The organism is Aestuarium sp. (genome assembly GCF_023253315.1).
Classification (GTDB): Bacteria; Pseudomonadota; Alphaproteobacteria; order Rhodobacterales; family Rhodobacteraceae; genus Marivivens; species Marivivens donghaensis.
Genome location: NZ_JALRGW010000005.1, coordinates 63,123 through 88,902, shown reverse-complemented (window position 1 = coordinate 88,902; position 25,780 = coordinate 63,123). Strand labels below are relative to the sequence as shown.

Sequence of the window (25,780 nt, the reverse complement as noted above, 5' to 3'; positions counted from 1 at the left end):
GCAGAGCAGTAAGGACGCAGGCAATGCGCCAGACCCTATTCATCGCCCTTTTGGGCGCCACGGCTCTATCGGGCTGTGTCAAAGATGGCGAAGCCGAAGTGGCGCGCGCCATGCAAGATGTGAACGTCATTGACGAAACCAACCTCAACGACGTGATGCTGACCGTCGGCGACCCGAACGAGGCCGTCGCATATTTCCAACGCGCCAATGCCAATGACCCTGGTCGGATCGATTTCCTGCGCGGTTTGGCAAAGTCACTGGTCCGTGCAGGCCGTCCAGAGGATGCTGTGACCGCTTGGAAAGCTGTGATCGAACATGCAGAGGTCACATCAGAAGATAAGGTCGGGTATGCCGATGCGTTGATCCGTGCGGATCAATGGTCCGAGGCGGAGAAGGTTCTAGATGCGATCCCGCCGACCTATGAGACGTTTGAGCGGTATCGGCTCGAGGCCATGGTTGCGGACAGCAATCAAGAATGGGACCGCGCCGATAGTTTCTATGAAACCGCCGTGGGCCTGACGACCCGTCCCGCGGGCGCGTTGAACAACTGGGGCTTTTCCAAGCTGACCCGTGGCGATTATGCTGGCGCGGAACGTTTGTTTGCAGATGCGCTGCGTCATGACCCGACGATGTTCACCGCGAAAAATAACCTCGTTCTGGCTCGTGGTGCGCAGCGGAACTATGATCTGCCTGTCATCCAGATGTCGCAGACAGAGCGTGCGCAGCTCTTGCACACCCTTGCCCTGTCGGCTGTTCGTCAGGGTGACGTGACGATGGCCAAGGGCCTGTTGCGCGAAGCGATTGATACCCACCCCCAACACTTCGAAGCGGCTGTTCGGGCGCTTCGGGCGCTAGAAGATAATGTAGTGAACTGATGATCCTAACCGCTTCTCAGGCGCTGTGGCTTTTGCCGCCCGTTTTGCCGATCTGCCTCTATGTCGCGTGGAATGACATGCGGGCTATGAAGATCCCCAACTGGTCCGTGATCGCTTTGGTTGGTGTGTTTGCTGTGTTCGGCCTCATTGCCTTTGGCGTCCAAGACTGGGCGTGGCGCTGGTCGCACCTCGCGGTGATGTTGGTCATTGGCATTGTCGCGAATGCAGCGGGCGCGATGGGGGCAGGGGACGCAAAGTTCATCGCCGCCGCCGCACCGTTCGTGGCCTTTGGCGACGCGGTGATGGTTATGTATATTCTGGCGGGCTGCACGCTTGCTGGGTTTGTCGTGCACCGTATCGCCCGTCACAGCCCCATTCGCCGCATGGTGCCTGATTGGGAAAGCTGGACGACAGGCAAACGGTTCCCGATGGGATTGCCGCTTGGGACCACGCTGATTTGCTACCTCGCGTGGCCCATCGTTTTCGGCTGATCAGCCCTTTTCGAACAGCACATAGAGTGGTGTGCGGCGCACTTCGGTGAGGGTTTCGTCCGCGCCTGCCTCAGTGATTTCCGTCAGGATCAATTCACGGGCCTCGACCGACAGAGGGCAGAGCGGCACGATCAGATACTGGGCATCGGCAAACCCACTTAGCCCGCCATAATACCAAGGCGCACCGCCGGTGAGCGGTTCGAACCCTCCGTAGAGCCAGAACGAATTCAACAAGTCGGCAGCGAACAGTTTTGCCCCCTGATATCCTGCTTCGGTCAAATCAGCCGATATATCGGTGAAGTATGCCGTGATCCCACTGTCGAGCGCACAATTCCCGAAGGTTTCCCCTTTGAATGAAGCGGGTTCGTCACGGCCCGATTGTTCCTGCCATGTCGCGTAGGGCTGGCCATCGGTATCCAAAGCAACGGTCGCATCAACGCGGATCGCACGGGCGGTCAGGGTATAGAGGTCCGCGTTGTCAGAGGTGCCCGAGATTAGAGGTGTAAAGCGTTCAACATCCGCGTTGAAATGCCGAAACGGGCTATAGGCGAGGTTCAGGAAGGATGGCGTTGCGAATGCAATCGACATGAGCGCAATGCCTGTGATCGTGGCGCGTTCGTCGCCTTGGTCGGGACGATGGGCGAGGAGGATGAACGCCATCAGCAACAGCCACTGCGGATCGTTGCCGAAATTCTGATAGGTCACGTAAATGAACCCAGGGATCAGCAAGAGGAGTCCCATTCCAGCGGCGTTCGCCCCAGCACGGCGAAGGAAAATCACGCCAGCAATCGCGGCGATGGTTCCCCCTTCGTAGGCGGGCGCGGCAAGGATCGAGTCCAGTGGCAAACCCGGCGCGGCACGATTGGCGGAACCGGCCACGGTCTGCAAATCCGCAACGTAGGCCAGCCAGAACCCGATCCCCATCCAAGCGGTGAGGATCGCGACGACACCCAACCCTGTCAGGATCGCGATGCCAAAGGCCCGCAGTTGACCCGTCATCAACAGGGCTATGACGATCACAGGGGCGAAGGCGACGAAGTAGGTCACTTTGATCATCGCCATCACGCTGAGCATCAAGCCGATGATAATCCCGTCAAACAGGCTGTTGCGGGCGTATTGCGGCACAAAGAGCGCGGCAGGGATCGCGACATAGGCCGCCGCCCATGCCCAACGATTGTAATGCATAGAGATCGAGACGCCGCTCTCTGCCTCGCCATGGACGAGGGCGAGGATCAACACCATTACGACAAAACCATAAGGTGCCGCGAGAAGTCGCGGGAAACGCGAGATTGCGACCCAGAAGGTGGGCAACACGAACGCCAAGGCCATGAGGACTTGCGCCCAAAGGACAGACACCCCGATGCCGAACCCGTTTGCCTTGAACAGGGCGATGGGCGCAAAGGCCAAGGCGCCGATGGGGGTCATGAAATCGATATGGGGCAATTGCCCAGCGGCCATGCGCGACACGATCTCCACCATATGGAGCGTGTCACCTTCGTGCTTGCTGAGGTAAAACCCGCCCTTTGCGATGGCCATGCCACCCAAAGCGAGGATCGCTGCCATCAATACGATAAAGACCGAAGTCCGGTTTGCCTGTCTCATGCCCATCTCTTTCAATGGTTTGTCCATTTTTTGGCCACAATACCCCGTCATGTATTTCTCACAAGGATTACAAGCGCCAGTTGACTGGATCAGGCAGCGCGGCCCATACGACACAGGCACGACGATGAATATGCAAGTGAACGCTGTCATGGCACCACCCGCCCCCAAGTCATTGGAAGGGATGCAACTGCCTATTGTCATGATGCGCGACATCATGATCAAGTCGATGTTCCGCACAAATATGACCATCGTCTCTGACATTGCGCGGGTCATTTGTTTGCCGATCCCTGTGACGCAGGAACTGATCGAAATTGCTCGTTCTCAACGGCTTATCGAAACCCTCGGGATGCTGAGCCCCAATTCAGCGGGCGAGTTGAGCTACCAATTGACCGACGCGGGCAAGGCGCGGGCGCTAGAGGCGCTGACCCAATCGGAATACTACGGTGCGATGCCCGTTCCGATGGCCGTTTACGCTGAACAGGTGAAGCGCCAGTCGATCCGTAACCTGCAAATGACCCGTGATCGTCTGACTTCGGCGATGGGGCATCTGATCCTACCGCCGAAGCTGATCGGCGAATTGGGGCCTGCGATTTCTGCGGGCCGTTCGATTCTCATGTATGGCCCTCCGGGGAACGGTAAGTCGTCGATCTCGAACGGTATCAGGGACGCGCTGGGCGATAAAATCTACGTACCGCGTGCGATTGAATACGCGGGGCAGGTGATCACCGTTTATGACCCCATCGTGCATTCCGCAGCCGAAGAGGATTTGGACGATCCGAACGCCATCCGCCGCACGTCGGGTAAATTCGACTCGCGGTATGTCAAATGTGAACGCCCCACGGTTATCACGGGCGGTGAACTGTCGCTCGACATGCTGAACCTCGTTTATAACCCAGTGGCGCGGACCTATCAGGCGCCGCTTCAGCTCAAGGCGACGGGTGGCGTGTTTATCGTCGACGACCTTGGCCGTCAGGAAGACCCACCGCAAAAGCTGGTAAACCGTTGGATCGTTCCGCTTGAGGAAAACCGCGATATTCTGGCGCTGCAATCGGGTGAGAAGTTCGAGGTGCCGTTCGATACGCTCGTGATTTTTTCGACCAACTTCCACCCGAACGAAATCTTTGACCAAGCGGCGCTGCGGCGGATTTTCTACAAGATTAAGATCGACGGGCCGAACAAACAGGACTTCCTCAAAATCTTTGCCATGATCGCAAAGAAAAAGGGGATGCCGCTGGATGAGGCGTCATTGGTTCATCTGTTGAAAAACAAATACCCGACGATCGAGAATACCTATGCGAACTACCAACCTGGATTCTTGATCGACCAGATTATTTCGATCTGCGAATTCGAAGGCCTGCACTATCACATGACCCCTGAACTGGTTGACCGCGCATGGGCCAACCTGTTCGTAAAGGACGAAGTGATCGTGAAATAAGGGGCGTTACGCCCCTTCAAAATCGCAAATCGTGTGCACGTTGAGGCCCATATCGGTCAGCACCTTGCGCCCGCCAAGTTCGGGAAGGTCGACAACAAAGGCGCAAGACACGACCTGCGCGCCGAGCTGTTCGACCAGCTTGATCCCCGCAACGGCGGTGCCACCCGTGGCCAGCAGGTCATCCACAATCAGCACGCGTTCGCCTGCTTCGAGTGCGTCCTCATGGATCTCAACCGTCGCTTCGCCGTATTCGAGTTTGTAATCTTGCGAGAGCGTTTTACCCGGCAGCTTGCCCTTTTTCCGCACGGGCACGAACCCAACGCCAAGCTGGTGCGCGACCGCACCGCCGAGGATAAACCCACGCGCCTCAAGCCCGATCACCTTATCGATCTTCTGGCCGACATAGGGCTCTAATAGCTGATCAATCGCCAACCGCAGACCACGCGGATCGCTAAACAGCGTCGTCACATCACGGAACATAATGCCCTCGTGCGGGAAGTCGGGAATGGTGCGGATGTAATCCTTGACGGTTTTCATATCGGCCTCTGACTGATTGCGCCTTTGGGTATCAACTCAACACGCGGGCCGCAATCGTCCGTAGCCTCTCGACCATCATCGGATCGCGTTTCTCTGGGGCGGTCATGATCGCGAACTCTAGCGCGGTATCGCATCCGCAAGGGCAGGATGCGCGGTCGGGGCCGAGTTGGGCGGTCAGGCCAGCCACCGTTTCGCGGGCCTTGGCCGAATTGCCGTGCAGCGTGCGGATGATGTCCGAAATTTCGACCGCGCCGTGGTCAGGGTGCCAGCTATCGTAATCGGTGATCATCGCGATGGAGGCGTAGCAAAGCTCTGCTTCGCGGGCGAGCTTGGCTTCGGGCATGTTGGTCATGCCGATCACATCGCAGCCCCATTGGCGGTAGAGGTGGCTTTCGGCCATCGTTGAGAACTGCGGGCCCTCCATCGCGAGGTAGGTGCCGCCACGGTGAACGGTCGTGCCTGTCGCACGGGCGGCAGCTTCGGCGGCGTCCATGAGGCGGGAACAAGTCGGGTGCGCGACGCTGACGTGCGCGACGAGGCCCGGACCGAAAAAGGTTTTCTCGCGGGCAAAGGTGCGGTCGATGAACTGATCGACGATCACGAAATCACCGGGGGCCATGTCTTCGCGGAAGGACCCGCAGGCGGAAACGCTAAAGACATCGGTCACGCCGAGCATTTTCAGCGCAGCGACATTGGCGCGGTAGTTCACGGTCGATGGGGTCTGAACGTGACCGCGTCCGTGGCGTGGCACGAACACCATCTCGATCCCATCGAGCGTGCCTGTCAGCAGGTCATCCGACGGCATCCCCCATGGCGTTTCCACCGTCACCCATTCGCGGTTTTCCAATCCGTCGATGTCGTAAACGCCCGATCCCCCGATGATCCCGATTTTTGTCTGCATGACCCACCTTTTTACAATCTATGGTTGTTATGCTGCCCCGCAGTGAGGCGTTCCGCAAGCCCAAAGCCAGTGCCGCCATCGCAACACATGGGCACCGAACGCGCGAGCGGGTTCACTTTCAGGCGCTAACAGGTTAGGGCGGCGGCAAGCGAACAGGAATAGGAAAACCAAAATGCCCCGTGCAAGACTGGCGGCTGTGGCCGGAAAACTCGCGATTGCCGATAAGGGCGATCTGACCCCGAACCAGCTCAAGACCGAGGTGTTGTCGGGCCTGACCGTTGCTTTGGCACTGGTGCCCGAAGCGGTCGCCTTTGCCTTTGTCGCAGGGGTTCACCCGTTGGTTGGCCTTTATGCGGCGTTTATCATTGGTTTGGTAACGGCGCTGATCGGTGGCCGTCCGGGTATGATTTCGGGCGCAACGGGTGCGTTGGCCGTTGTGATGGTCGCACTGGTGGCTGAGCACGGCGTTGAATACCTCTTTGCCACTGTTGTTCTAATGGGGATCATCCAGCTGATTGTTGGCGTAATGCATTGGGGCAAGTTCATCCGCCTCGTTCCGCACCCTGTTATGTTGGGCTTTGTGAACGGTCTGGCAATTGTGATTTTCCTTGCGCAGATGAGCCAATTTCAGGTTCCGGGTAGTGCTGAGGCCGCAGGTCACGGTATGTCGGGTGGTGAATGGCTATCGGGCATTCAGCTTTATATGATGCTGGGCCTTGTGGCTCTGACGATGGCGATCATCTGGGGTATTCCTAAGGTGACGAACATCATTCCCGCTCCACTGGCTGGTATCGGTATCACCGCGATCATCGTGATTGCCTTTGGCATCGATGTGCCGCGCGTTGGTGACATGGCAGAGATCAAGGGCGGTCTGCCGATGTTCCATTTCCCGCAGGTGCCGATGACCTTTGAGACGCTCAAAATCATCCTGCCGTATTCGGTCATTCTGGCCGCGATTGGTCTGATCGAGAGCCTCCTGACGCTGAACCTTGTTGGTGAACTCACTGGCAAACGTGGTGGCGCATCGCAGGAGTGTATCGCGCAGGGCACCGCGAACTTTATCGCTGGTTTCTTTGGTACGATGGGCGGTTGCGCGATGATCGGTCAGTCGATGATCAACGTGAAATCTGGTGGCCGCACCCGCGTGGCGGCAATCACTGCGGCGCTGTTCCTTCTGGCGTTTATCGTTGTGGCCTCTCCGCTCATTGAGCAAATCCCGCTGGCGGCGCTGGTTGGTGTGATGTTCATGGTGGTGATCGGCACCTTTGCGTGGAACTCGTTTAAAATCCTGTTCCGCGTGCCGCTGACCGATGCCTTTGTGATCGTACTCGTGACGGTTGTGACGGTTTGGACCGACCTCGCGACGGCCGTTGTGGTTGGTGTGATCGTGTCGGCACTGGCCTATGCATGGAACAACGCACGCCGTATCCACGCGAAAACCTACACCACGCCCGAAGGGGCGAAGGTCTATCAGGTTCAGGGCCCGCTTTTCTTTGGCTCGACCGATGGCTTTATCGAGTTGTTCGATTTTGCTGGCGACCCGAGCCTCGTGATTGTGGACTTCAACGACAGCCGCGTGGCGGACCAATCCGCGCTGCAGGCGATTGAAACCGTTGCTGCGAAATACGAGCAGGCGGGTAAGAAAATCCAACTGCGTCACCTGAGCCGCGATTGCCACAAGCTTTTGACCAAAGCGGGGCACTTGATGGTCGATAGCGACGATGACCCAGATTACGAGATTGCCGTGGACTATGGCGTCCGCACGGGCATCTTGGGTGGACATTGATTTAGGGGCCTTCGGGCCCCTTTTCATTTCTCAGCGCTGAAGAGTGGATGTATCGTGGCCCGATGAGGGGGCACTACGATGATTACTGACGTTGAGGATTTCTTTACCAAAGGCTGCGGTCGCTGTGCCCGCTTTGAGACGCCAGATTGTTCGACCCAAATTTGGGGCGACGGAGTGCGGCAGTTGCGCGAGATATGTTTAAACGCAGGGCTGACGGAAACGGTGAAATGGGGTCATGCTTGTTACACGCACGCGGGCCGCAACATCGTGATTATCGGGGCCTTTCGCGACAATTTCCGTCTGAACTTTTTCAACGCGGGTCTTTTGAGGGACCCTGAGGGTGTTCTCGAAAAACAGGGTGCTGAGACAAAGACACCCGACATGTTGCGATTTACTGCGGCTGATCAGGTGGCGGCCAAAGCTGCAATCGCAGCGGCCTATATTGCAGAGGCGATGGGCTACGCAGAGGCGGGCATAAAGGAAAAGAAAACAACGACAGAGTTGGAGCTGCCAGAAGAATTGGCCAATGCTCTCGACGCTGATCCCGAAATGGCCGAAGCCTTTGCCGCACTGACACCGGGACGTCGGCGCAGCTACGTGATGAACCTCAATGCCGCCAAACAAACGGCGACCCGCATCAATCGGATCGCCAAGTTTAGCGAGGGTATTCTTGCGGGTAAGGGTCTGAACGAACGTTAGGCGATTAGGCCTTATCGTCGGGCCGCGTGAGCGAGAAGACCTCTTTGACGATCGCATAATCGCGGTAGCCAAGGCGGGCGAGCGGCTGGAAACGGGTCACATCGAACACACCATCGACAAGGCAGTCATCGCGCATGTGAACGCCGACGACTTCGCCAAAGATGGCCGTGCTTTCGTCCCCTTCGAGCTTTACGATCTGGGTGAGGCGACATTCGAGCGAAGCAGGCGCATTGGCGACACGTGCGCAAGCGATCTGGTCACACTCGGCTTTATCAATTCCAGCGAATTCGAACTCATCGACATCGGCCGCATGGCTGCCCGAGGTCGCATTCATCGCGTCGCGCATCGCGTATTCAACGATGTTCACACAGAAGACACCTGTTTCGCGGATATTGGCGAGGCTGTCTTTGCCATCGCGGTCAACCTTTGTGCCGCTGGAGGAGAACATGACTTGGGGCGGCGTGTAGGCGACGGCGTTAAAGAACGAATAGGGGGCCAAATTGTCGACGCCATCCGCGCCACGGCTCGAAATCCAGCCAATCGGACGGGGAGAGACAATCGCGTTGAACGGATTATGCGGCAGGCCGTGGCCATCGGCCGGACGATAGAACATAGTAAAAGGACCCTTATCTGGTTTGCGGCAGAGGTAGCGTCATGCTAGGGCGGCTTCCAGACTTTATGCGGAAAAAAGCTCGGAATGATCCAACTGACTTTGGAAACAGCGCAGGATTGGTGGGAAGTTGAGGCACTTTATGACCTCTGCTTTGCCCCAGGTAGGACGGCACTCTCGTCGTATCGGCTTCGCGATGGTGTTGATCCGATTGCGCAGCTTTGTTTCACCGCACGGGATCAGGACGGAATTCTCGCGGGTGTGATCCGCAACTGGCCTGTCTATGTGGGTGATCGGTTGGCGATCCTCCTCGGCCCTGTGGCCGTTCACCCGACCCGTCAAGGCGAAGGTGTCGGTGGCGCGCTGATGCGTAAGACCCTGAACCGCGCCTTTGACCTAGGCTGGTCGCGGGTCATGCTGGTGGGCGATTATCCCTATTACAAAAGGTTCGGTTTCTTCCATCTCGAGGGCGTCGAGATGCCGCCGCCCACGAACCCTGACCGCGTTCTGGGCTATAACCTTTGTCCGTCGGCATGGACGGGTGTTACGGGCAAAGTTCTGCCCGCCCCTGATTGTAATCCCGGTGGTCGTCCCCATTTTAGAGGACATGATCACGAAAAGCCCGCCTCGACTGATTAACCCGACCAACCCTCTTGATGCTGCTGGGCGTGAGAGGGTGCGGGCCTTAGCGCAGCGTCAGGCATCTGCAAACGGTATGTTGATGCAGGTGATCACCTATGTGGGTGGTCAGGTCGAGGACGGCATGAAAATGCTGCCCGCCGCGTTCCGAACCAAAATCGAAGGGGCCGCGCGCACTGCATTAGAGCGCAGTTTCCATTTGGCCAAAGTATCGCGGCAAGGTCCGTTAGAGCGGGCCGTTGCAGGCGACCGTATGCACAAGGTAATCGGCGCGATTTCAGGCGCATTGGGTGGTGTTGGTGGCGTACCGACCGCGATTGCAGAGATACCTGTTGCGACGACGATTATCTTTCGGGCTGTGCAGGGCGTGGCGCAAACCTATGGCGAAGATATCGACAGCGACGAAACCCGTGCAGAGTGTTTGCGGGTGTTCAGCGCGGGTGGTCCTGATGCCGATGACGACGGGATTGATACGAGTTTCATCGGGGCGCGCGTGGCCCTGACAGGACCTGCAATCCATTCCTTGATCGCGAAGGTAGCCCCAAAATTCGCTGCTGTCCTAGCGCAAAAGTTCGCCACGCAAGCAGTGCCTGTTTTGGGGGCAGCAGCAGGGGCAGGAACCAATTTGGCCTTTGTGAACTACTACACCGAAATGGCGCATGTTCACTTTGGGCTGCGGCAGTTGGCGCGGGAATTCGACCCCGATCAAGTGATCGAGGCCTTTCATGCGGAAACAGTTAAGGGGCGTTCTGTCGCGAAACGCTGATCAGCTCTGCTCGGACAGCCATTCGCCGATCGCCTCGCGGACCGATTGTTCCCCACGGGCGCGGGAATCGGCGATGACGCCGCGTGCTTCGTTCAAGTTCACACGGCGCAGCAGATGTTTCACGGGACCGATCGAGGCTGGTCGCATCGAGAGGGTGCGTAGACCAATCGCGGCAAGGCAGACCGCTTCGATCGGGCGGCCAGCATCTTCACCACAAAACGACACGGGTTTTCCTGCTTTGGCACAGCGTTCTACGACCAATTCGAGGAACGACAGGAAGCTGACGTTTAACGTGTCATAGCGACGGCGGACGCGTTCGTTTTCACGGTCGGCGGCAAAGAAGAACTGCTTGAGGTCGTTCCCGCCAATCGACAAGAAATCCACCTCTTCAAAGAAAGCGTCAGGCGCAAAGGCAAGGCTGGGGGTTTCCAGCATCGCGCCCACTTCGATCTTGGACGGCAGCGGGTGGCCTAGGATGCGTTCGCGGTCCAAGGCTTTGTTCATCTCGGCTTTCGCGTCGCGGAATTCCTGTAGCTGCGCCACAAAGGGGAACATAATGGTCAGCGGACGCCCGTGTGCAGCGCGGATCAGCGCCTGTAGCTGCATCCGCAAGACACCCGGTTTGTCGAGGCCCACGCGGATCGCACGCCAGCCCATCGCAGGGTTCGGTTCGTCCTGCGCCTGCATGTAAGGCAGAACCTTGTCCGACCCGATGTCGAGCGTGCGGAACGCAACGCGTTTGTTGTTCGCCGCATCTATGACGCGAGAATAGAGCGCCGAAAGCTCGGCACGTTTTGGCATCTGATTACGGATCAGGAACTGCAGCTCTGTGCGGAACAGCCCCACGCCTTCGGCACCCGAAGACGGCAGCGACGGTAGGTCCGCCATAAGACCCGCGTTCATATGCAAGTTCACGGTCGTACCGCAAAGTGCAGTCGCGGGTAGGTCGCGGATCGAAGCGTAGCGTTCTTGGGCCAAGGCTTGCATCGCGATTTTATCGCGGAAAGCGTTGTGCACGTTTTCATCCGGCCGCAGGTGTACGATCCCCTGATCGCCATCAACGAGGATCGGATCGCCGTTGAGCGCCTCAGCGGTGATGTTCTTTGCGTGAATGACAAGCGGGATCGCCCATGCGCGGGCCACAATGGCCGCGTGCGACCCGACAGAGCCTTCTTCCAGAACAATGCCGCGCAGCCCCTTGCCATATTCCAGCAATTCACCTGGCCCGATGTTGCGCGCTACGAGAACGGCGTTCTCTGGCATCGCGGCGCCGGTCTCTTTGCCTTGGCCTGTCAGGATGCGGAGCAGGCGGTTCGACAGATCGTCGAGGTCATGTAGACGGTCGCGCAGGTAAGCGTCGCCCGCGCTATTCATCCGACTGCGGGCAAGGGATTGTTCTTTTTCGACGGCAGCTTCGGCAGATAGGCCGCTCTGCACGTCTTCTTCCATGCGGCGCATCCAGCTGCGGGAGTTCGCAAACATGCGATAGGCTTCGAGCACCTGAACCTGTTCAGTGTTCACAGTCGTTGTCGTGTTCAGCATGTCATCGACAGAAACACGCAGCGTATCAACGGCTTCGCGCAGGCGTGCCAGTTCGCTGTCGGGGTCATCGGCGACAGGGTTCGTCACAACAACGCGCGGTTCATGCAGATAGACGTGGCCGTCGGTTGCGCCTTCTTGGCCCGTGGTGCCACGGAACAGAACGGGTTGCTGGTGGCGGGCGGTCATGGCCGATCCTTCGCCTACGAAGGCACCCAGCTCTGCCATTTCGGCGAGCACCATTGCGACAACTTCGAGCGCGTAGACCTCGTCTGCGGAAAATTCGCGGGCTTCTTTGGACTGAACGACCAGAACGCCCAAGGCACTGCCAAGTCGCTGGATCGGTACACCGCAAAAGGACGAATACCGTTCCTCGCCCGTTTCCGGCATATAGCGGAACCCTTTGGCGGCGGGGGCGTCGGCGGTGTTGATTACGCTGCGGGTGCGAGCAACGCGGCCCACCAGACCTTCGCCCAAACGCATCCGTGTTTGGTGGACAGCGGCCGCGTCCAGACCTTCGGTCGCGCAGAGTTCGAGCGTTTCAGAATCACGGAATAGGTAAATGGAGCACACCTGTGTCTGCATCGAGGATGCGATCAGGTGCACGATTTTATCCAGTCGAGCCTGCCCTGCGGCATCCTCAGCCATGGTGTCGCGCAAGCGGCCCAGCAGCTTGCGGCTGTCGCTTTCGATCCTGTGTCCCATCGGTCCATCCGTTTTTGTTACGCCCATCTATAAGCGACCTCTGTAAGGAATGGGAGTGGACAAAAGGTGTCACGGCAAACTCTTGCTATCGCAGCATTTTTTCGCAGCTGCAGCATGGGGTATTTGCACAAGAAAAAGGCCGCCAGTGGAAACCCACGGCGGCCCTTCGTGAGGATTTAGGCTGGTTTAGCCTTTGTCGAGCTCGAACGCATCGTGGAGCGCTTGAACAGCGAGTTCCATGTATTTGCGGTCGATCAGGACGGAGATTTTGATTTCCGAGGTGGCGATAACTTTGATGTTGATGCCTTCTTTGGACAGGACTTCGAACATCTTAGCAGCCACGCCAGCGTGGGACCGCATGCCGATGCCAACAACCGAAACCTTTGCAACTTCGGTGTCTGCCTCGAGACGGTCAAAGTTGATCAGGCCTTTTTCTTTGGCATCGTTCAGCGCCTTTTCTGCACGCATCTTTTGTTCGATGGGGCAGGAGAAGGTCATGTCTGTTACGCCGCCAGCATGGCCCTGATAGTTCTGTTCAGAGATGTTCTGAACGATCATATCGACGTTCACGCCTGCTTCGGACAGCGGCCCAAAGATTGCGGCAGCGATACCCGGTTTGTCCTCGATGGTAACGAGGGTCATTTTCGCTTCTTCGCGGGAATAGGCGACACCGGAAACGACGTTGGATTCCATGATTTGCTCCTCTGCGCAGACCAGCGTGCCTGCGTCATCTGACGGTTCTTCGAACGAGCTAAGTACGCGCAGCTTTACATTGTAGCGCATGGCCAATTCGACCGAACGGGTTTGCAGAACCTTCGCACCAAGCGAGGCCAGTTCCAGCATTTCTTCAAAAGCGATTTTGTCGAGCTTACGTGCCTTCGACGTGATGCGCGGGTCGGTGGTGTAGACCCCGTCAACGTCGGTGTAGATGTCACAACGTTCAGCTTCGAATGCAGCCGCGAAAGCAACAGCGGTGGTGTCAGAACCACCACGGCCAAGGGTGGTGATGCGGCCTTCGGGCGAGATGCCTTGGAAGCCGGCGACCACGGCAACCTTCATGCCTTCGTCGAACTTTTTATTGATGTTCTCGTTCGGGATCTCTTCGATCCGCGCAGCACCGTGCGCGCTGGTGGTTTTGACCGGAACCTGCCAGCCCTGCCAGCTGCGCGCTGGAATGCCCATTTCCTGAAGGCGCAGCGCCATCAGACCCGCGGTGACGTTCTCACCAGAGGAGACAATCGCATCGTATTCACGCGCGTCGTAGAGCGGCGAGGTTTCATTCACCCAGCCGACCAGTTCGTTTGTCTTACCCGACATTGCCGAAACGATGACGATTACGTCATAGCCTTTGGCAACCTCAAGAGAGACACGTTTAGCGGCGCGGGCGATGCGGTCGAGGTTGGCGACCGAAGTCCCACCGAATTTCATGACAAGCGTCGGCATGGCTGTCCCTTGCAAAATATCGCGATCCCCTTAGCTGGCATTGCGATAAAGGGCAATTGTCCAAACGTAAGGATGCGTCATTTTTGTAACAAAAGACGGCGGTAAATTGGGCTAGTTCGTCTGTTTGCGCGGGGTGAAAGGGAGGGGCGCAACGGGAATGCCCTCTTCGAGGAGTTTGATCGCCTCTTCGGGCTTCGTTTCGCCGTAGATATTGCGCTTTGGCGCGTCGCCCTCGTGCATTTTGCGGGCTTCAGACGCAAAGCTCATCCCGACGTAGTCAGAGTTCTCTTCGACCTCTTTGCGCAGTTTCGCAATCGCCTCTTCTTCGGGGGAGGCGGTCGTGGTCAGCGGACGGTCGTGATCTGTCCGAACTGACGGCGCCATGAGGGATTTGGTCACTTTCGATGATCCGCAGTGCGTGCAGGCAACCAGTCCGGAGGCATGAAGCGTGTCAAACGCCTCTCCGGATTTGAACCAGCTTTCAAAGCTGTGGCCTTGGTCGCACTTCAGTGCGTAGCGGATCATGATGAACCCTCAGTTTCGCAACGATGAGACAGAATTAGCGCGTCTTGATCGTCTGGAAAAGGGGCGCGCGTCAGAAGGTGCCGTAACCGCGTTCGTCGTTGTCGGCGTCAATGACCACGAATGGCGCAGGTTTGTTCGGCGCATTTGCGGTTTCCACTTCTGCCACGGGCGTTGATTCGGATTCTTCGGCGTTGTGGTTTTTCTCAGGAACATATGCGGGTTTAGGGGCTTGTGTTTCCTCAACCTCAACAGGGGTCACGTCGATGGGTTCGATGTGGTCCTCTTTGTCCAGTTTGAACTTGCTGAGTTCTTCCAGAAGCGCCTCGTTGGTCATGGTCAACTGCGTCGCGGTCGATGCGAACGCATCGGCCTGCTGGCTCGTAACGCGTGTGATCCGTGCAATATCGAGGATCGCGTCGTTAATCAGATCAACGCCGCGCGACTGTTCGGCGCTTGCGGCGGAAATCGTGGTTACCAGATCGGACACATGCGCAATGTTTTCCGCGATTTGGTCAAAGGACGCGCGGGTTTCCTCCGAAATAGCAACGCCTTCGCGCACGCGCTCAGAGCTGCCTTCAATCAATTCGCTGGTCTCGCGTGCGGCCTTGGCGGAACGACCTGCGAGGTTGCGCACCTCTTGGGCGACGACAGCAAAACCACGGCCATGCTGACCTGCGCGGGCAGCCTCAACTGCCGCGTTGAGCGCGAGCAGGTTCGTTTGAAACGCGATTTCGTCGATAACTTTGATGATCTTCGCGATGTCTTGGCTCGACGCGTTAATTGCATCCATCGCATCGACCATCCGCGACACCTTGAGCGTGCCCTGTTCAACAACAGCCGAGGTGCTTTCTACGAGTTCCTCAGCCGCTTTGGCCGACTCCGCGTTGGTTTTCACTTGGCTTGCGGTCTGTTCGACCGAGCTGGACAGCTCTTCGACCGCGGAGGATTGGATGTCTGCGTTGTTGGCAAGGGACTGCGCGGCCGTTTCGAGGTCACGCGCAGATAAGGTCAGTTCATCCATACCGTTGCGGAACTTCTTCATCGTATCAGCGATGAACTTGATCAATCGGTCGAACCCGCTGGCCGCCTCGCCCATTTCGTCATCCCGTTCGACGACCATCATACGTTTGGTTAGATCGCGTTCGTCTGCCATACGGCTCATTCGTCGTGATACCCAAATGATCGGGCGCACGGTCGCGCGACCCATCATCCCACTGATGATGCCGACCACGATAATGATGCCGACGACGAGTGCTGCAATGATGTTCGTCAGAGAGGTCGCGTCAGCCAAAATCATGTCGTGGTTTACGGTGATCACGAGGCCGTAGGAGGTATCACCGATCTCAACCGGGCCGTATGACGACATGAGCGACACGCCTTCGGCGCTATCGAATACCATCTGGCCTGTTTCACCATTTATAGCGTTGGCAATGTTGGGAGAATTGCGCGACAGGCGCAGGTGATGACCTTGGCGTAGACCAGAGGGAAGAAGGCCAGACAGGATCACGGCGTTGCCGTCTGGGTTCACAAGAACGATCTGTGCGTCAACGCTCAGGCCGTTTTTCTGGCGCATGGCCTTTTGGATTGGTGTCTCTGGAACAGCAAAAATAAGCGCGCCGAGTGTGTTCCCAAAATCATCAACGACAGGTGCGCCCATGAACGCGTTCACAGCGCCGCCCGACAAATTGTAGATGCCGAATTCCGAAGTCAGGATCGGTGTGCCTTCGCAAAAGACACCATTGCTGGTGTTGTGCGTGGTTGTGAGGTCCATCGAAAGAAGGTCCCGCGCCATCGCTGCGACATCCGTATTTGCGATTTTTGGGTCAGAGATGTTGAGCGCAAAATCGTCGCGTTTCGCAAAGCTATAAACGATGTTCCCATCAGGATCGACCAACAGGACGTCGTCGATCGTCAATTCGGATGCGATCACGTTGAACCAGCGATGAAGGTTCGAATGGAGCGTTGTGTAGTGGCTACCGTCACCTGCGTTCAGCAGTTTTGACCGATCATTCATCAAAATGTTCGGGTTGTTTGTCGTGTAGATGTCGCGGATCATCGTCAGGTTCGCTTCTACGCCGTCATTTGCAGATAGCGCCCGCGAGAAACCACGAAGGGCTGAGGCGATAGAGATGTCATCAGCAAGAAGGTGCAGCACACCGCGATAGCTGTCCATCTGAGCCATAATCGCGTCAGAAATGACCTCCTGGCTGGCTGTCAGGTTCTCAATCGCGGCTTTTTCCATCGTCGCGTTCATGCGGTTCGTTGCCAGAATGCCAACGAAGCTCGCAGAGACTGCACTGAAAAATACGAACGCGAGTGGAAGTTTCCACGAAAGAGACAGTTTCATACCGACCGGCCTATTAACTCATCGACCGATTACACGGCCTTCCACTGTGGGTTACGGCCCAAGGGAAAAAGGTTTTAGGAAAAAATGCCGTTCGAACCTGCGACATCGCGACAAACGGAAAACGACCACGCTCTGGCGTATCTTATTCGAATGTCGGGGGGATGGTGCTGCAGGGGAGGATTGAACTCCCGACCTCTCCCTTACCAAGGGAGTGCTCTACCACTGAGCTACTGCAGCGTCTTTTCGGTGCGGGGGAATTAGCTGCAAAAGATTCCATACGCAACCCCTCTCTGGACGGTTTTTTTATCAGCGGGTATCAGAAGGGTCATGAGTGAGAAAACAGGCAATAAAATTGGTGATCCTAAGGTGCAAACCCGTGAGGATCGGTTAAAAGCTGCGTTGAAAGCTAATATGGCGAAGCGCAAGGCACAGGCACGTGCGCGCGCGACCGCAACAGATATTTCTGAGGAAGAGTAGGGGCATTATGGATTCGATTCTGGTTACGGGCGGTAAACCGCTGCGCGGTGAAATCGCGATTGCGGGCGCAAAGAACGCCGCGCTGACGCTGATGCCCGCGACTTTGCTCAGTGACGAACCCCTTACGCTGACCAACACGCCGCGCCTGTCTGACATCAAAACGATGACCGCTCTGCTGCAGTCGTTGGGCGCTGAAGTCTCTGCTCTGGCGGATGGTAAGGTCATGGCGATGTCGTCGCATGGTCTGAACTCGACCCGCGCGGATTATGAAATCGTTCGTAAAATGCGGGCGTCAAACCTTGTTCTTGGGCCGCTCTTGGCGCGTGAAGGCCATGCGATTGTCTCGCTTCCGGGTGGTTGCGCGATTGGGGCGCGTCCGATGGATATTCATATTGCCGCGTTCGAGGCGATGGGCGCGACCATTGATCTAAAAGACGGCTATCTGCATGCAACAACCCAAGGCGGGTTGAAAGGCGGCGTTGTGAAACTGCGCTTTGCCTCTGTCGGTGCGACCGAAAACGTTCTCATGGCTGCGACCTTGGCCAAAGGCACGACAATCATCGAAAACGCAGCGCGTGAGCCAGAGATTGTCGACCTTGCGACCTGTCTGCGGGCAATGGGCGCTCAGATCGAAGGCGACGGCACCAGCCGTATCGAAATTCAAGGCGTCGATCGCCTGCACGGTGCAACCCATCCTGTTGTCACCGATCGTATTGAGCTCGGCACCTATATGCTCGCCCCTGTGATTGCGGGTGGTGAGGTCGAATGTCTGGGCGGGAAACTGTCGCTCGTCGAATCGTTCGTTGAAAAACTGACCGAGGCGGGAATCACGGTTGAGGAAACAGACCGCGGCCTCAAAGTGCGCTGTGACGGTGGTCGTCCGAAAGCGGTGAATGTTACGACAGAGCCGTTCCCAGGCTTCCCGACCGACCTTCAGGCGCAGATGATGGCGATGCTTTGCTTTGCTGAGGGCACATCGGTGCTTGAAGAGAAGATTTTTGAGAACCGCTTTATGCACGCGCCCGAACTGATCCGTATGGGTGCTAAGATTGACGTTCATGGCGGCACCGCGACCGTTCATGGCGTCGATAAGATGAAGGGCGCACCTGTGATGGCAACCGACCTTCGCGCGTCGGTTTCGCTGATCCTCGCGGGTCTGGCGGCGGAAGGTGAAACGCAAGTGAACCGCGTTTACCACCTCGACCGTGGCTACGAGCACGTTGAGGAAAAACTGGGTGCCGTTGGTGCGCAGATCGAAAGGATCAAAGGCCAGTGACCCAAGATGCTCGGTTCGAAGATGGTGCCGACGCACCGCTGCGGCTAAAGGCGCTGGATGCGGACGACCTCGCTGTAGTGTCGTCACTCGTTCAGGATTCGGTGTTTCCATCATCGGAAATGGTTTGGAAATCCAAAGAGCGCCGCTTTGCCCTGCTGTTGAACCGTTTCCGTTGGGAAGATGCGGATAAGGCGCAGACCCGCAATCGTGCCTTTGAACGGGTCCAATCCGTTCTTGCGATTGAGGATGTCACCGCTGTTCGGTCCCAAGGGGTGCCGCGCGGTGATGCGGATACGGTGCTGTCGTTGTTATCCATTAGCTTTGAAGCGGGCGAAGATGGGACAGGCACTGTTGTCCTGACCCTCGCAGGCGATGGCGCAATTGCGCTGTCGGTCGAGGCGCTTGAAGTCGTCCTGCGCGATGTCACTCGTCCTTATGTTGCGCCGTCTCATAAGGCTCCGCAGCACCCTGAATAATGGCTTATGCTTAAAATGACGCGGCCCCGATGATTGAAGGGGTCGTGATGGGGCGCTATCAAGCCTCAGAAGGAGACCGCCCATGCCGCATTTTCTGGACACCACCGACGCAGGTTTCGAGCAGGACTTTGTTGCCCTGTTGGGGATGAAGCGTGAAGACAGCCCAGATGTGGATGCCGTCGTTGCGGGCATCATTGCTGATGTTCGGGCACGTGGTGACGCGGCTGTTCTGGAACTTACCGCGAAATTCGACCGCATGGAATTGACCGCTGATCAGTTGCGGTTCTCGGACGCTGAGATCGAGGCGGAATGTGCAAAGGTTTCGGACGAGGATCGCGCCGCGCTCGAACTCGCAGCGGAACGTATTCGGGCCTATCACGAACGTCAGATGCCTGCGGATGCTCTGTGGGTGGACGAGGTTGGTGCGCAGCTTGGTTGGCGTTGGACTGCGGTTGAGGCTGCTGGGCTATATGTTCCAGGTGGTCTTGCGTCCTATCCGTCGTCTGTTCTGATGAACGCGATCCCTGCCAAAGTAGCGGGCGTCGATCGTTTGGCGATTGTGGTGCCGACACCGGACGGCGTGACGAACCCGCTTGTTTTGCTGGCTGCGCGTATCGCTGGCGTGGACGAGATCTACCGTGTTGGCGGGGCACAAGCGATTGCGGCACTGGCCTATGGCACCGAAACCATCGCGCCCGTGGATAAGATCACAGGGCCGGGCAATGCCTTTGTCGCGGCGGCGAAACGTCGTGTGTTTGGCAAGGTCGGTATCGATATGATCGCTGGCCCGTCCGAAATCCTCGTGATCGCGGATAAAGACAATGATCCCGACTGGATCGCGGTTGATCTGATGTCTCAGGCGGAACACGACGAAAGCGCGCAATCGCTTTTGATTACGGATGACGCTGATTTTGGTCGCGCCGTCGCTGCCGCCGTCGAGAAACGGCTAGAGACGCTTGAACGCCGCGAAATCGCTGGCACAAGCTGGCGTGATTTTGGCGCGGTGATTGTTGTGCGTGACATGGAAGAGGCTGTGCGCCTCTCGGATCGGATCGCGCCCGAACACCTCGAGATTTGCACCGCTGATGCTGAGGCGCTGTCGGAAAAGATTCGCCACGCTGGCGCTATCTTCATCGGTTCCTTCACGCCCGAGGCCATTGGCGACTACATCGGCGGGCCAAACCACGTGCTGCCTACGGCGCGTTCGGCCCGTTTTTCGTCGGGTTTGTCGGTCATGGACTTCTTAAAACGCACCACTTTGTCACGAATGACGCCTGAGGCACTTTTGGCTATTGGCCCCGCGGCGGAACGTCTGGCACAGTCGGAAAGTCTGGAAGCGCACGGATTGTCGGTCCGCGCTCGTCTGGACCGTTTGAACAAGGGATAGGGCATCGCGGAATGTCAAAGATCATTCACATAGAGCTGGACGACAGCAATCTGCCGCCGCCCACACCCGAGGTCGAACAGGAACGCCGCGTGGCGATGTTTGATCTTCTCGAGGAAAACAGCTTTGACCTCGTTTCGCGGGACGACCGTCCTGCGCCTGAGGGGCCGTATAAGCTGTTCCTCTCGGTGCGCGAACGCCGTCTTGTGTTCGAGATTAAGACCGAAGCGAATGACCCCGCAGGTGAATTCCACCTCAGCCTTGGGCCGTTCCGTCAGGTGGTCAAAGATTACTTCCTGATCTGCGAAAGCTATTTCGATGCGGTGAAAACCGCTGCGCCGAGCCAGATTGAAACGATCGACATGGCGCGCCGTGGTATCCACAACGAAGGCGCCAATGTTCTGCAAGAACGTCTAGAGGGCAAGGCGGTCGTGGATCATGACACCGCGCGTCGCTTGTTCACCCTTATCTGCGTTCTGCATTTCGGGGGCTGATTTGGACGAGGGCGGTAAGACATATCAGCCTCTCCCGCAGTCGGTTCTGTTCTGCTGCGATCATAATTCGGTCCGGTCGCCTATGGCCGAAGGATTGATGAAGAAATTCTACGGCACGGGATGTTACGTGCAGTCCGTGGGCGTAAAGAGCGACCTCGAAATCGACGGCTTTACCATCGCCGTCTGCCAAGAGGTCGACGTTGAGCTATCCCGCCACCGTGCGCGGTCTTTTGACGAGCTAAAACAATGGGGCGATGACCTGTCGTCGTTCGACCTCGTTGTTGCGTTGTCGCCGGCGAGTCAACGTCAGGCTCTTGAAATGACGCGGTTTTTCCATCTCGACGTTGAATATTGGCCGATCCTCGATCCGACAGGGTTGGGGACCACACGGGATGAAAAGCTCGAGAGTTATCGCAAAACACGTGACCAGATAATTGCCCGCCTGCATGACAGATGGGGCCCGTCAAAGGAGTGACCATGGACGCCAAAGCCGTTCTTCAACGTTATTTTGATGCTTTCAATGCGGGCGATAAGGCCGGCATGTTGGCTGAGTTGTCGGATGACGTGGCCCACCACGTGAACGAAGGCCAAGTGCGCGTTGGCAAAGAGTTGTTTAGCGCATTTTGTGACCACATGGACCGCTGCTATCGCGAATGTCTGACAGATATCGTGATCTTCGGCTCTGCTGACGGCACCCGCGCCGCGGCTGAATTCACAGTGAACGGAGAATATCTGTCGACGGACGAAGGTCTGCCGGAAGCGGCAGGTCAGAAATACGTCCTGCCTGCCGGGTCGTTCATGTCGCTGAAAGACGGCAAAATTTGCCGCGTCACCACCTACTACAACCTCGCAGATTGGATACGTCAGGTCAGCGCATGACCCTGATCTATCAGGTTCTAGACGGGGACGCGGTCGCGGCGGCGCTGGATGATCTAGCGCGGCTTCGGATTGATGTGTTTGCCGATTGGCCTTACCTCTATGCAGGGTCGCTCGATTACGAGCGGGACTATGTCGCGACCTATCGCGATGCGCAAAACGCCATTCTGGTCGCAGCCAAGGATGGGGACCGTATCGTTGGTGTGGCAACAGGCACCCCGATGGAAGATCACGCGAGCGACTTTGCGGCGCCCTTTGCGGCGACGGGTATCCCTCTGGCCGACATCTTTTACTGTGCCGAATCGGTGTTGCTGCCTGACTATCGGGGGCAGGGCGCTGGACATGTGTTTTTTGACATGCGCGAGGCAAAGGCCAAGGCGCTGGGCCGTCGCTACGTGGCGTTCTGTTCAGTGATGCGGCCAGAGGATCATCCTGCGCGGCCTGCGGACTATCGGCCCTTGGATGGGTTTTGGCGGAAACGCGGATACGAAAAACTCGACGGGGTCGTTGCGCGGTTCAAATGGACCGACCACGGTGATGCCGAACAATCGGAAAAGCCGCTTCAATTCTGGATGAAAGCTCTATGAAAATCGCAACTTCTGCTTACCGCCCTGAATGGCACGCGACGTGGTCTTCGCTTGAGACGAAATTGACGGGCTGGGTGTCTACTGCTGCGGGGCAGGGCGCTGAACTGCTCGTGTTCCCCGAATATGGCGGGTGCGAAGCGGCCCTGATCGGGACCCCGAACGACTGTTCACCTGCGCAATGGGCAGGCCGAATGGCGGATGCGGCTGAGGATTGGATCGCGCTGCATTCCGATCTGGCAGCGCAGTTTGGCGTCCATATCCTCGCGGGATCGCTCTGCGTTCGGGATGGCGCGCGGATGGTGAATAGGTCTTATTTGCTTGGCCCATCGGGGGATGCGGTGTTTCAGGATAAGCTGATCCTGACACCTTATGAACGCCGCGAAATGCAGTTGTCCGTCGGGGAAACGGTAAAGCTGTTCGATACTGCTTTGGGGCGGTTGGGTATTTTGATCTGCTATGACAGTGAATTCCCGCTGCAGGCCCGCGCGATGTGCGAAGGTGGCGCGGATATGATCCTCGTCCCCTCCGCGACCGATCTGCCCGCAGGCCAAACACGTGTGCGTCAGTCGTGCCGTGCGCGTGCAATCGAAAATCAATGTCTGATCGTGCAATCGCCCGTTTTGGGTCCTGTGTCAGATTGTGATGTGTTGGATACGGGAACAGGTCGTGCCGCGCTCTTCTGCCCACCCGATCACGGTTTGCCGAGCAATGGGATCATCGTCCAAGGCGACACGGACGAGGCGGCATGGGTCATTGCAGAGGTCGACCCTGCAGCCATCGCGGCCCCTCGGGTTTCGGGGCAGGTCGGCAACTTTAGCCATTGGACCGAACAGGATTCGCGGCTTCAAAACCTCACCTTGGCGACCCTCGCCTGATTTGCGCTTGAATTATTGGTAAATCGGGCGCATTTAACCGCCGTTCCGCTCATGATGGCGGATTTTGCAATTACGGAGATCACATGGCCAAGGAAGAACTGCTCGAATTCCCCGGTGTCGTGAAGGAACTCCTGCCGAACGCGACATTCCTGGTCGAGCTTGAAAACGGCCATACGATCATCGCACACACGGCAGGTAAACTTCGCAAGAACCGCATCCGCGTCCTCGCGGGCGACAAGGTTCAGGTGGAAATGACCCCCTACGACCTCACCAAAGGTCGGATTAACTATCGTTTTCGGTGAGCACGGTTTCACCGACATCCGGTTTGCAGCTTATCTTGGGCTCTGGTTCGCCGCGGCGACTGGAGCTTTTGGCGCAGATCGGGGTAACGCCATTTGCGGTGCGCCCGCCTGACGTGGACGAAGATCCGCGTAAGGGCGAACAGCCGCGCGACTATGTTAATCGTATTGCCGCTGATAAGGCCGCTGCCGTGCCCTGTGGCGCGGATGAGGTGGTGCTTTGCGCCGATACGACGGTTGCGCTGGGTCGCCGCATCATGGGTAAACCTGTGGACGAGGCAGAGGCTGCTGCGTTCCTCTTTGCCCTCTCAGGTCGTCGTCACCGCGTGATCACTGCCGTTGCGGTGAAACGTGGCGAAAAGATTTGGCAGACGGATGTTGTCACGACCGTGGCGATGAAGCGTCTCTCTAATCCCGAAGTGAATGCTTACCTCGCCTCTGGCGATTGGAAGGGCAAAGCGGGCGGATATGCGATCCAAGGGCCTGCGGGCGCCTTTATCCCGTGGATCAACGGGTCGTTTACGAGCGTGGTTGGCCTTCCGCTGGCTGAAACCGCTGGTTTGCTGACCGCTGCGGGCTTTCCTTTATACGGAGTAGAACAATGAAGGGACGTTCGATCCTTCTGGACCACGTCGGTGAGCGCGAAGCTGCCGCACTGATGGTAGATGGCAAACTCGAAGATCTGCTGATCGACGACGATAGCCAGCCGCGCCCCGGTGCGATTTTCCGCGCGATCTGTGATCGTCCGCTCAAGGGGCAGGGAGGTATGATGCTGCGCTTGCCTGAGGGTGAGACGGCGTTCCTGCGTCAGAGCAAGGGTCTGCGTCCTGGTCAGCCGATGCTGGTTCAGGTCACGGGTTACACCGAGGCGGGTAAGGCCGTTCCTGTGACCGACCGTGTTCTGTTCAAAAGCCGCTATGCGATCGTCACACCGGGTAAGCCGGGCGTGAACGTCAGCCGTTCCATCGACGACGAAGAAGACCGCGCCCGTATCAGCGCCATCGGTCACGCCGTCATGGAAGGGATCGAACACGGTCTGATCCTGCGGTCGTCCTGTGCTGGTGCCGATGACGACGATATCGCGGAGGACATCGCAGCGATGGCTGATCTGGCGAACGCCGTCTTGAATGACCTTGAAGGCACGGAGCCTGAGGCCCTGACCGAAGGGGATGGTCCGCATGTCCTCGCGTGGCGTGAATGGGTGTCTGCGGCTGAGGTCGTAACCGACGAAGGCTGTTTCGAAGATCACGGCGTCATGGATCAGATCGAGGCGCTTAAATCGCCGTTCATCGATCTGGGCGAAGGCCACATGTATGTCGAAGCGACCCGCGCCTTGGTGGCGGTCGATGTGAATACGGGTGGCGATACCTCGCCTGCTGCTGCTCTCAAGGCGAACTTGGCTGCGAGCCGTATGTTGCCGCGTGCGTTGCGTCTGCGTGGTCTTGGTGGCCAGCTTGCCGTTGATTTCGCGCCGATCTCAAAGGCGCATCGTAAACAGGTCGAACAGTCCTTGCGCGCGTCGTTCCGCAATGATGCCATTGAGACGAGCCTTGTGGGTTGGACGACGATGGGCCTGTTTGAATTGCAGCGCAAACGCGAACGTCTGCCTTTGGCTGCGATCTTGCGGGGGCTGTAATGGCCTGTCCGATTTGCGCGAAAGAGACGGATCAGAAATACCGCCCGTTCTGTTCCAAACGGTGCGCGGACATCGATTTGGCTAAGTGGTTGTCGGGTTCTTACGCCATTCCATCTGCCGAACCGATCGATGAGTCAGATATCCCAGAAGATGAAATCCCCCCACTGCGGCATTAGTCGCAATCGGGAAAAGTGACCAAATAGGCCGCCATTTGGGCGGCCTTTTCATTTTCAGCCGAGGCGAATCGGAAAGCAAACTTCTGATTAAAGTTGTTTTAGATTCTCAAATCGTCATTTTTTAGAGCTTTAAACAACCGTAAGATGATTTCTGGGTGTATTCGACGGTTTATGTTTTCGACTGAAGGTGGCAAAAATTTTTATCCCTAAAAATATATGAAGTATACGAATGAATATTTTTGACTCTTATTAAGGGTCAGAAATGTGAAATTTGGTCAGGTCACTCTCCTGTCGTGACCGTTGGTTAGACCTCTGTTTCCTTAA

The 25,780-nt window shown here is 57.3% G+C and carries 28 protein-coding genes and 1 tRNA gene; 20 read left to right on the top strand and 9 right to left on the bottom strand.

Features of this window, described 5'->3' with window-relative positions; genetic code table 11:
* Positions 1-23 precede the first annotated feature (23 nt).
* Entirely contained in the window at positions 24-875 is an 852-nt protein-coding gene (locus AC1QQ2_RS04985) for a tetratricopeptide repeat protein (RefSeq protein WP_438987857.1), read from the top strand.
* Positions 875-1,366 (top strand): prepilin peptidase, encoded by a 492-nt coding sequence (locus AC1QQ2_RS04980; RefSeq protein ID WP_479712306.1) that lies wholly within the window; start codon positions 875-877, stop codon positions 1,364-1,366. Before AC1QQ2_RS04985 ends, AC1QQ2_RS04980 begins: the two co-directional genes overlap by 1 nt.
* On the opposite strand, the gene AC1QQ2_RS04975 is transcribed toward AC1QQ2_RS04980, so the two are convergent.
* Positions 1,367-2,968 carry a hypothetical protein gene (locus AC1QQ2_RS04975; protein ID WP_479712305.1) on the bottom strand — a complete coding sequence of 534 codons (1,602 nt, stop codon included), beginning with the start codon at positions 2,966-2,968 and terminating at the stop codon, positions 1,367-1,369.
* 124 nt (positions 2,969-3,092) lie between these two features.
* Here AC1QQ2_RS04975 and AC1QQ2_RS04970 point away from each other — a divergent pair, with 124 nt between their 5' ends.
* Positions 3,093-4,403 carry an ATPase gene (locus AC1QQ2_RS04970; RefSeq protein ID WP_479712331.1) on the top strand — a complete coding sequence of 437 codons (1,311 nt, stop codon included), beginning with the start codon at positions 3,093-3,095 and terminating at the stop codon, positions 4,401-4,403.
* A gap of 6 nt (positions 4,404-4,409) precedes the next feature.
* On the opposite strand, the gene AC1QQ2_RS04965 is transcribed toward AC1QQ2_RS04970, so the two are convergent.
* Together AC1QQ2_RS04965 and AC1QQ2_RS04960 are read right to left on the bottom strand one after the other, a co-directional pair.
* Positions 4,410-4,940 (bottom strand): adenine phosphoribosyltransferase, encoded by a 531-nt coding sequence (locus AC1QQ2_RS04965; protein WP_479712304.1) that lies wholly within the window; start codon positions 4,938-4,940, stop codon positions 4,410-4,412.
* Positions 4,941-4,971: 31 nt separating this feature from the next.
* Positions 4,972-5,841, bottom strand: coding sequence for an S-methyl-5'-thioadenosine phosphorylase (locus AC1QQ2_RS04960; RefSeq protein WP_479712303.1), 870 nt, complete (start codon positions 5,839-5,841; stop codon positions 4,972-4,974).
* Positions 5,842-6,013: 172 nt separating this feature from the next.
* On the opposite strand from AC1QQ2_RS04960, the gene AC1QQ2_RS04955 reads away from it, so the two are divergent.
* A complete protein-coding gene (locus AC1QQ2_RS04955; RefSeq protein ID WP_249946948.1) occupies positions 6,014-7,627 on the top strand; it encodes a SulP family inorganic anion transporter in 1,614 nt (537 codons plus the stop codon).
* 78 nt (positions 7,628-7,705) lie between these two features.
* Positions 7,706-8,326 (top strand): YdeI/OmpD-associated family protein, encoded by a 621-nt coding sequence (locus AC1QQ2_RS04950; RefSeq protein WP_479712302.1) that lies wholly within the window; start codon positions 7,706-7,708, stop codon positions 8,324-8,326.
* Between the two features lie 4 nt (positions 8,327-8,330).
* On the opposite strand, the gene AC1QQ2_RS04945 is transcribed toward AC1QQ2_RS04950, so the two are convergent.
* Entirely contained in the window at positions 8,331-8,939 is a 609-nt protein-coding gene (locus AC1QQ2_RS04945; protein ID WP_479712301.1) for a flavin reductase family protein, read from the bottom strand.
* 84 nt (positions 8,940-9,023) lie between these two features.
* On the opposite strand from AC1QQ2_RS04945, the gene AC1QQ2_RS04940 reads away from it, so the two are divergent.
* Positions 9,024-9,575: a GNAT family N-acetyltransferase gene (locus AC1QQ2_RS04940; protein WP_479712300.1), complete on the top strand. Its 552-nt coding sequence runs from the start codon at positions 9,024-9,026 to the stop codon at positions 9,573-9,575.
* On the top strand, positions 9,544-10,341 hold the full coding sequence (locus AC1QQ2_RS04935; protein WP_479712299.1) for an EcsC family protein: 798 nt from the start codon (positions 9,544-9,546) through the stop codon (positions 10,339-10,341). The genes AC1QQ2_RS04940 and AC1QQ2_RS04935 overlap by 32 nt, the downstream gene beginning before the upstream one ends.
* Here the strand turns inward: AC1QQ2_RS04935 and ptsP are convergent, their stop codons facing one another.
* From ptsP to AC1QQ2_RS04910, 5 genes are all read right to left on the bottom strand, one after another.
* Complete coding sequence (gene ptsP / locus AC1QQ2_RS04930; RefSeq protein ID WP_479712330.1) at positions 10,342-12,585, bottom strand: phosphoenolpyruvate--protein phosphotransferase; 2,244 nt, start codon at positions 12,583-12,585, stop codon at positions 10,342-10,344. It abuts the gene before it with no gap.
* Positions 12,586-12,771: 186 nt separating this feature from the next.
* Positions 12,772-14,028 carry an aspartate kinase gene (locus AC1QQ2_RS04925; RefSeq protein WP_479712298.1) on the bottom strand — a complete coding sequence of 419 codons (1,257 nt, stop codon included), beginning with the start codon at positions 14,026-14,028 and terminating at the stop codon, positions 12,772-12,774.
* A 111-nt stretch (positions 14,029-14,139) separates the two neighbouring features.
* Positions 14,140-14,553 carry a DUF1178 family protein gene (locus AC1QQ2_RS04920; protein WP_479712297.1) on the bottom strand — a complete coding sequence of 138 codons (414 nt, stop codon included), beginning with the start codon at positions 14,551-14,553 and terminating at the stop codon, positions 14,140-14,142.
* Positions 14,554-14,623: 70 nt separating this feature from the next.
* The gene (locus AC1QQ2_RS04915; RefSeq protein WP_479712296.1) at positions 14,624-16,900 is read right to left on the bottom strand and encodes a methyl-accepting chemotaxis protein; all 2,277 of its coding nucleotides are present in this window, start codon (positions 16,898-16,900) and stop codon (positions 14,624-14,626) included.
* 162 nt (positions 16,901-17,062) lie between these two features.
* Positions 17,063-17,137: transfer RNA gene (locus AC1QQ2_RS04910), tRNA-Thr, on the bottom strand.
* A gap of 90 nt (positions 17,138-17,227) precedes the next feature.
* Here AC1QQ2_RS04910 and AC1QQ2_RS04905 point away from each other — a divergent pair.
* From AC1QQ2_RS04905 to AC1QQ2_RS04845, 13 genes are all read left to right on the top strand, one after another.
* Positions 17,228-17,377: a hypothetical protein gene (locus AC1QQ2_RS04905; protein ID WP_167668764.1), complete on the top strand. Its 150-nt coding sequence runs from the start codon at positions 17,228-17,230 to the stop codon at positions 17,375-17,377.
* Between the two features lie 7 nt (positions 17,378-17,384).
* Positions 17,385-18,653: a UDP-N-acetylglucosamine 1-carboxyvinyltransferase gene (murA, locus tag AC1QQ2_RS04900; protein WP_105234261.1), complete on the top strand. Its 1,269-nt coding sequence runs from the start codon at positions 17,385-17,387 to the stop codon at positions 18,651-18,653.
* Positions 18,650-19,129: a DUF2948 family protein gene (locus AC1QQ2_RS04895; protein ID WP_479712295.1), complete on the top strand. Its 480-nt coding sequence runs from the start codon at positions 18,650-18,652 to the stop codon at positions 19,127-19,129. Before murA ends, AC1QQ2_RS04895 begins: the two co-directional genes overlap by 4 nt.
* An 82-nt stretch (positions 19,130-19,211) precedes the next feature.
* A complete protein-coding gene (gene hisD / locus AC1QQ2_RS04890; protein ID WP_479712294.1) occupies positions 19,212-20,516 on the top strand; it encodes a histidinol dehydrogenase in 1,305 nt (434 codons plus the stop codon).
* 11 nt (positions 20,517-20,527) lie between these two features.
* On the top strand, positions 20,528-21,007 hold the full coding sequence (locus AC1QQ2_RS04885; RefSeq protein ID WP_479712293.1) for a UPF0262 family protein: 480 nt from the start codon (positions 20,528-20,530) through the stop codon (positions 21,005-21,007).
* Positions 20,952-21,482: an arsenate-mycothiol transferase ArsC gene (locus AC1QQ2_RS04880; protein ID WP_479712292.1), complete on the top strand. Its 531-nt coding sequence runs from the start codon at positions 20,952-20,954 to the stop codon at positions 21,480-21,482. The genes AC1QQ2_RS04885 and AC1QQ2_RS04880 overlap by 56 nt, the downstream gene beginning before the upstream one ends.
* A gap of 2 nt (positions 21,483-21,484) precedes the next feature.
* The gene (locus AC1QQ2_RS04875) at positions 21,485-21,886 is read left to right on the top strand and encodes a ketosteroid isomerase-related protein (RefSeq protein WP_438987408.1); all 402 of its coding nucleotides are present in this window, start codon (positions 21,485-21,487) and stop codon (positions 21,884-21,886) included.
* Positions 21,883-22,470, top strand: coding sequence for a GNAT family N-acetyltransferase (locus AC1QQ2_RS04870; protein ID WP_479712291.1), 588 nt, complete (start codon positions 21,883-21,885; stop codon positions 22,468-22,470). The genes AC1QQ2_RS04875 and AC1QQ2_RS04870 overlap by 4 nt, the downstream gene beginning before the upstream one ends.
* Positions 22,467-23,345 carry a carbon-nitrogen hydrolase family protein gene (locus tag AC1QQ2_RS04865; RefSeq protein ID WP_479712290.1) on the top strand — a complete coding sequence of 293 codons (879 nt, stop codon included), beginning with the start codon at positions 22,467-22,469 and terminating at the stop codon, positions 23,343-23,345. The genes AC1QQ2_RS04870 and AC1QQ2_RS04865 overlap by 4 nt, the downstream gene beginning before the upstream one ends.
* Positions 23,346-23,428: 83 nt before the next feature.
* Complete coding sequence (gene infA / locus AC1QQ2_RS04860; protein WP_067550718.1) at positions 23,429-23,647, top strand: translation initiation factor IF-1; 219 nt, start codon at positions 23,429-23,431, stop codon at positions 23,645-23,647.
* The gene (locus tag AC1QQ2_RS04855; RefSeq protein WP_479712289.1) at positions 23,644-24,249 is read left to right on the top strand and encodes a Maf family protein; all 606 of its coding nucleotides are present in this window, start codon (positions 23,644-23,646) and stop codon (positions 24,247-24,249) included. Before infA ends, AC1QQ2_RS04855 begins: the two co-directional genes overlap by 4 nt.
* Positions 24,246-25,280 (top strand): ribonuclease E/G, encoded by a 1,035-nt coding sequence (locus AC1QQ2_RS04850; protein ID WP_105234270.1) that lies wholly within the window; start codon positions 24,246-24,248, stop codon positions 25,278-25,280. Before AC1QQ2_RS04855 ends, AC1QQ2_RS04850 begins: the two co-directional genes overlap by 4 nt.
* Positions 25,280-25,456 (top strand): DNA gyrase inhibitor YacG, encoded by a 177-nt coding sequence (locus tag AC1QQ2_RS04845; RefSeq protein WP_438987413.1) that lies wholly within the window; start codon positions 25,280-25,282, stop codon positions 25,454-25,456. Before AC1QQ2_RS04850 ends, AC1QQ2_RS04845 begins: the two co-directional genes overlap by 1 nt.
* Positions 25,457-25,780 lie beyond the last annotated feature (324 nt).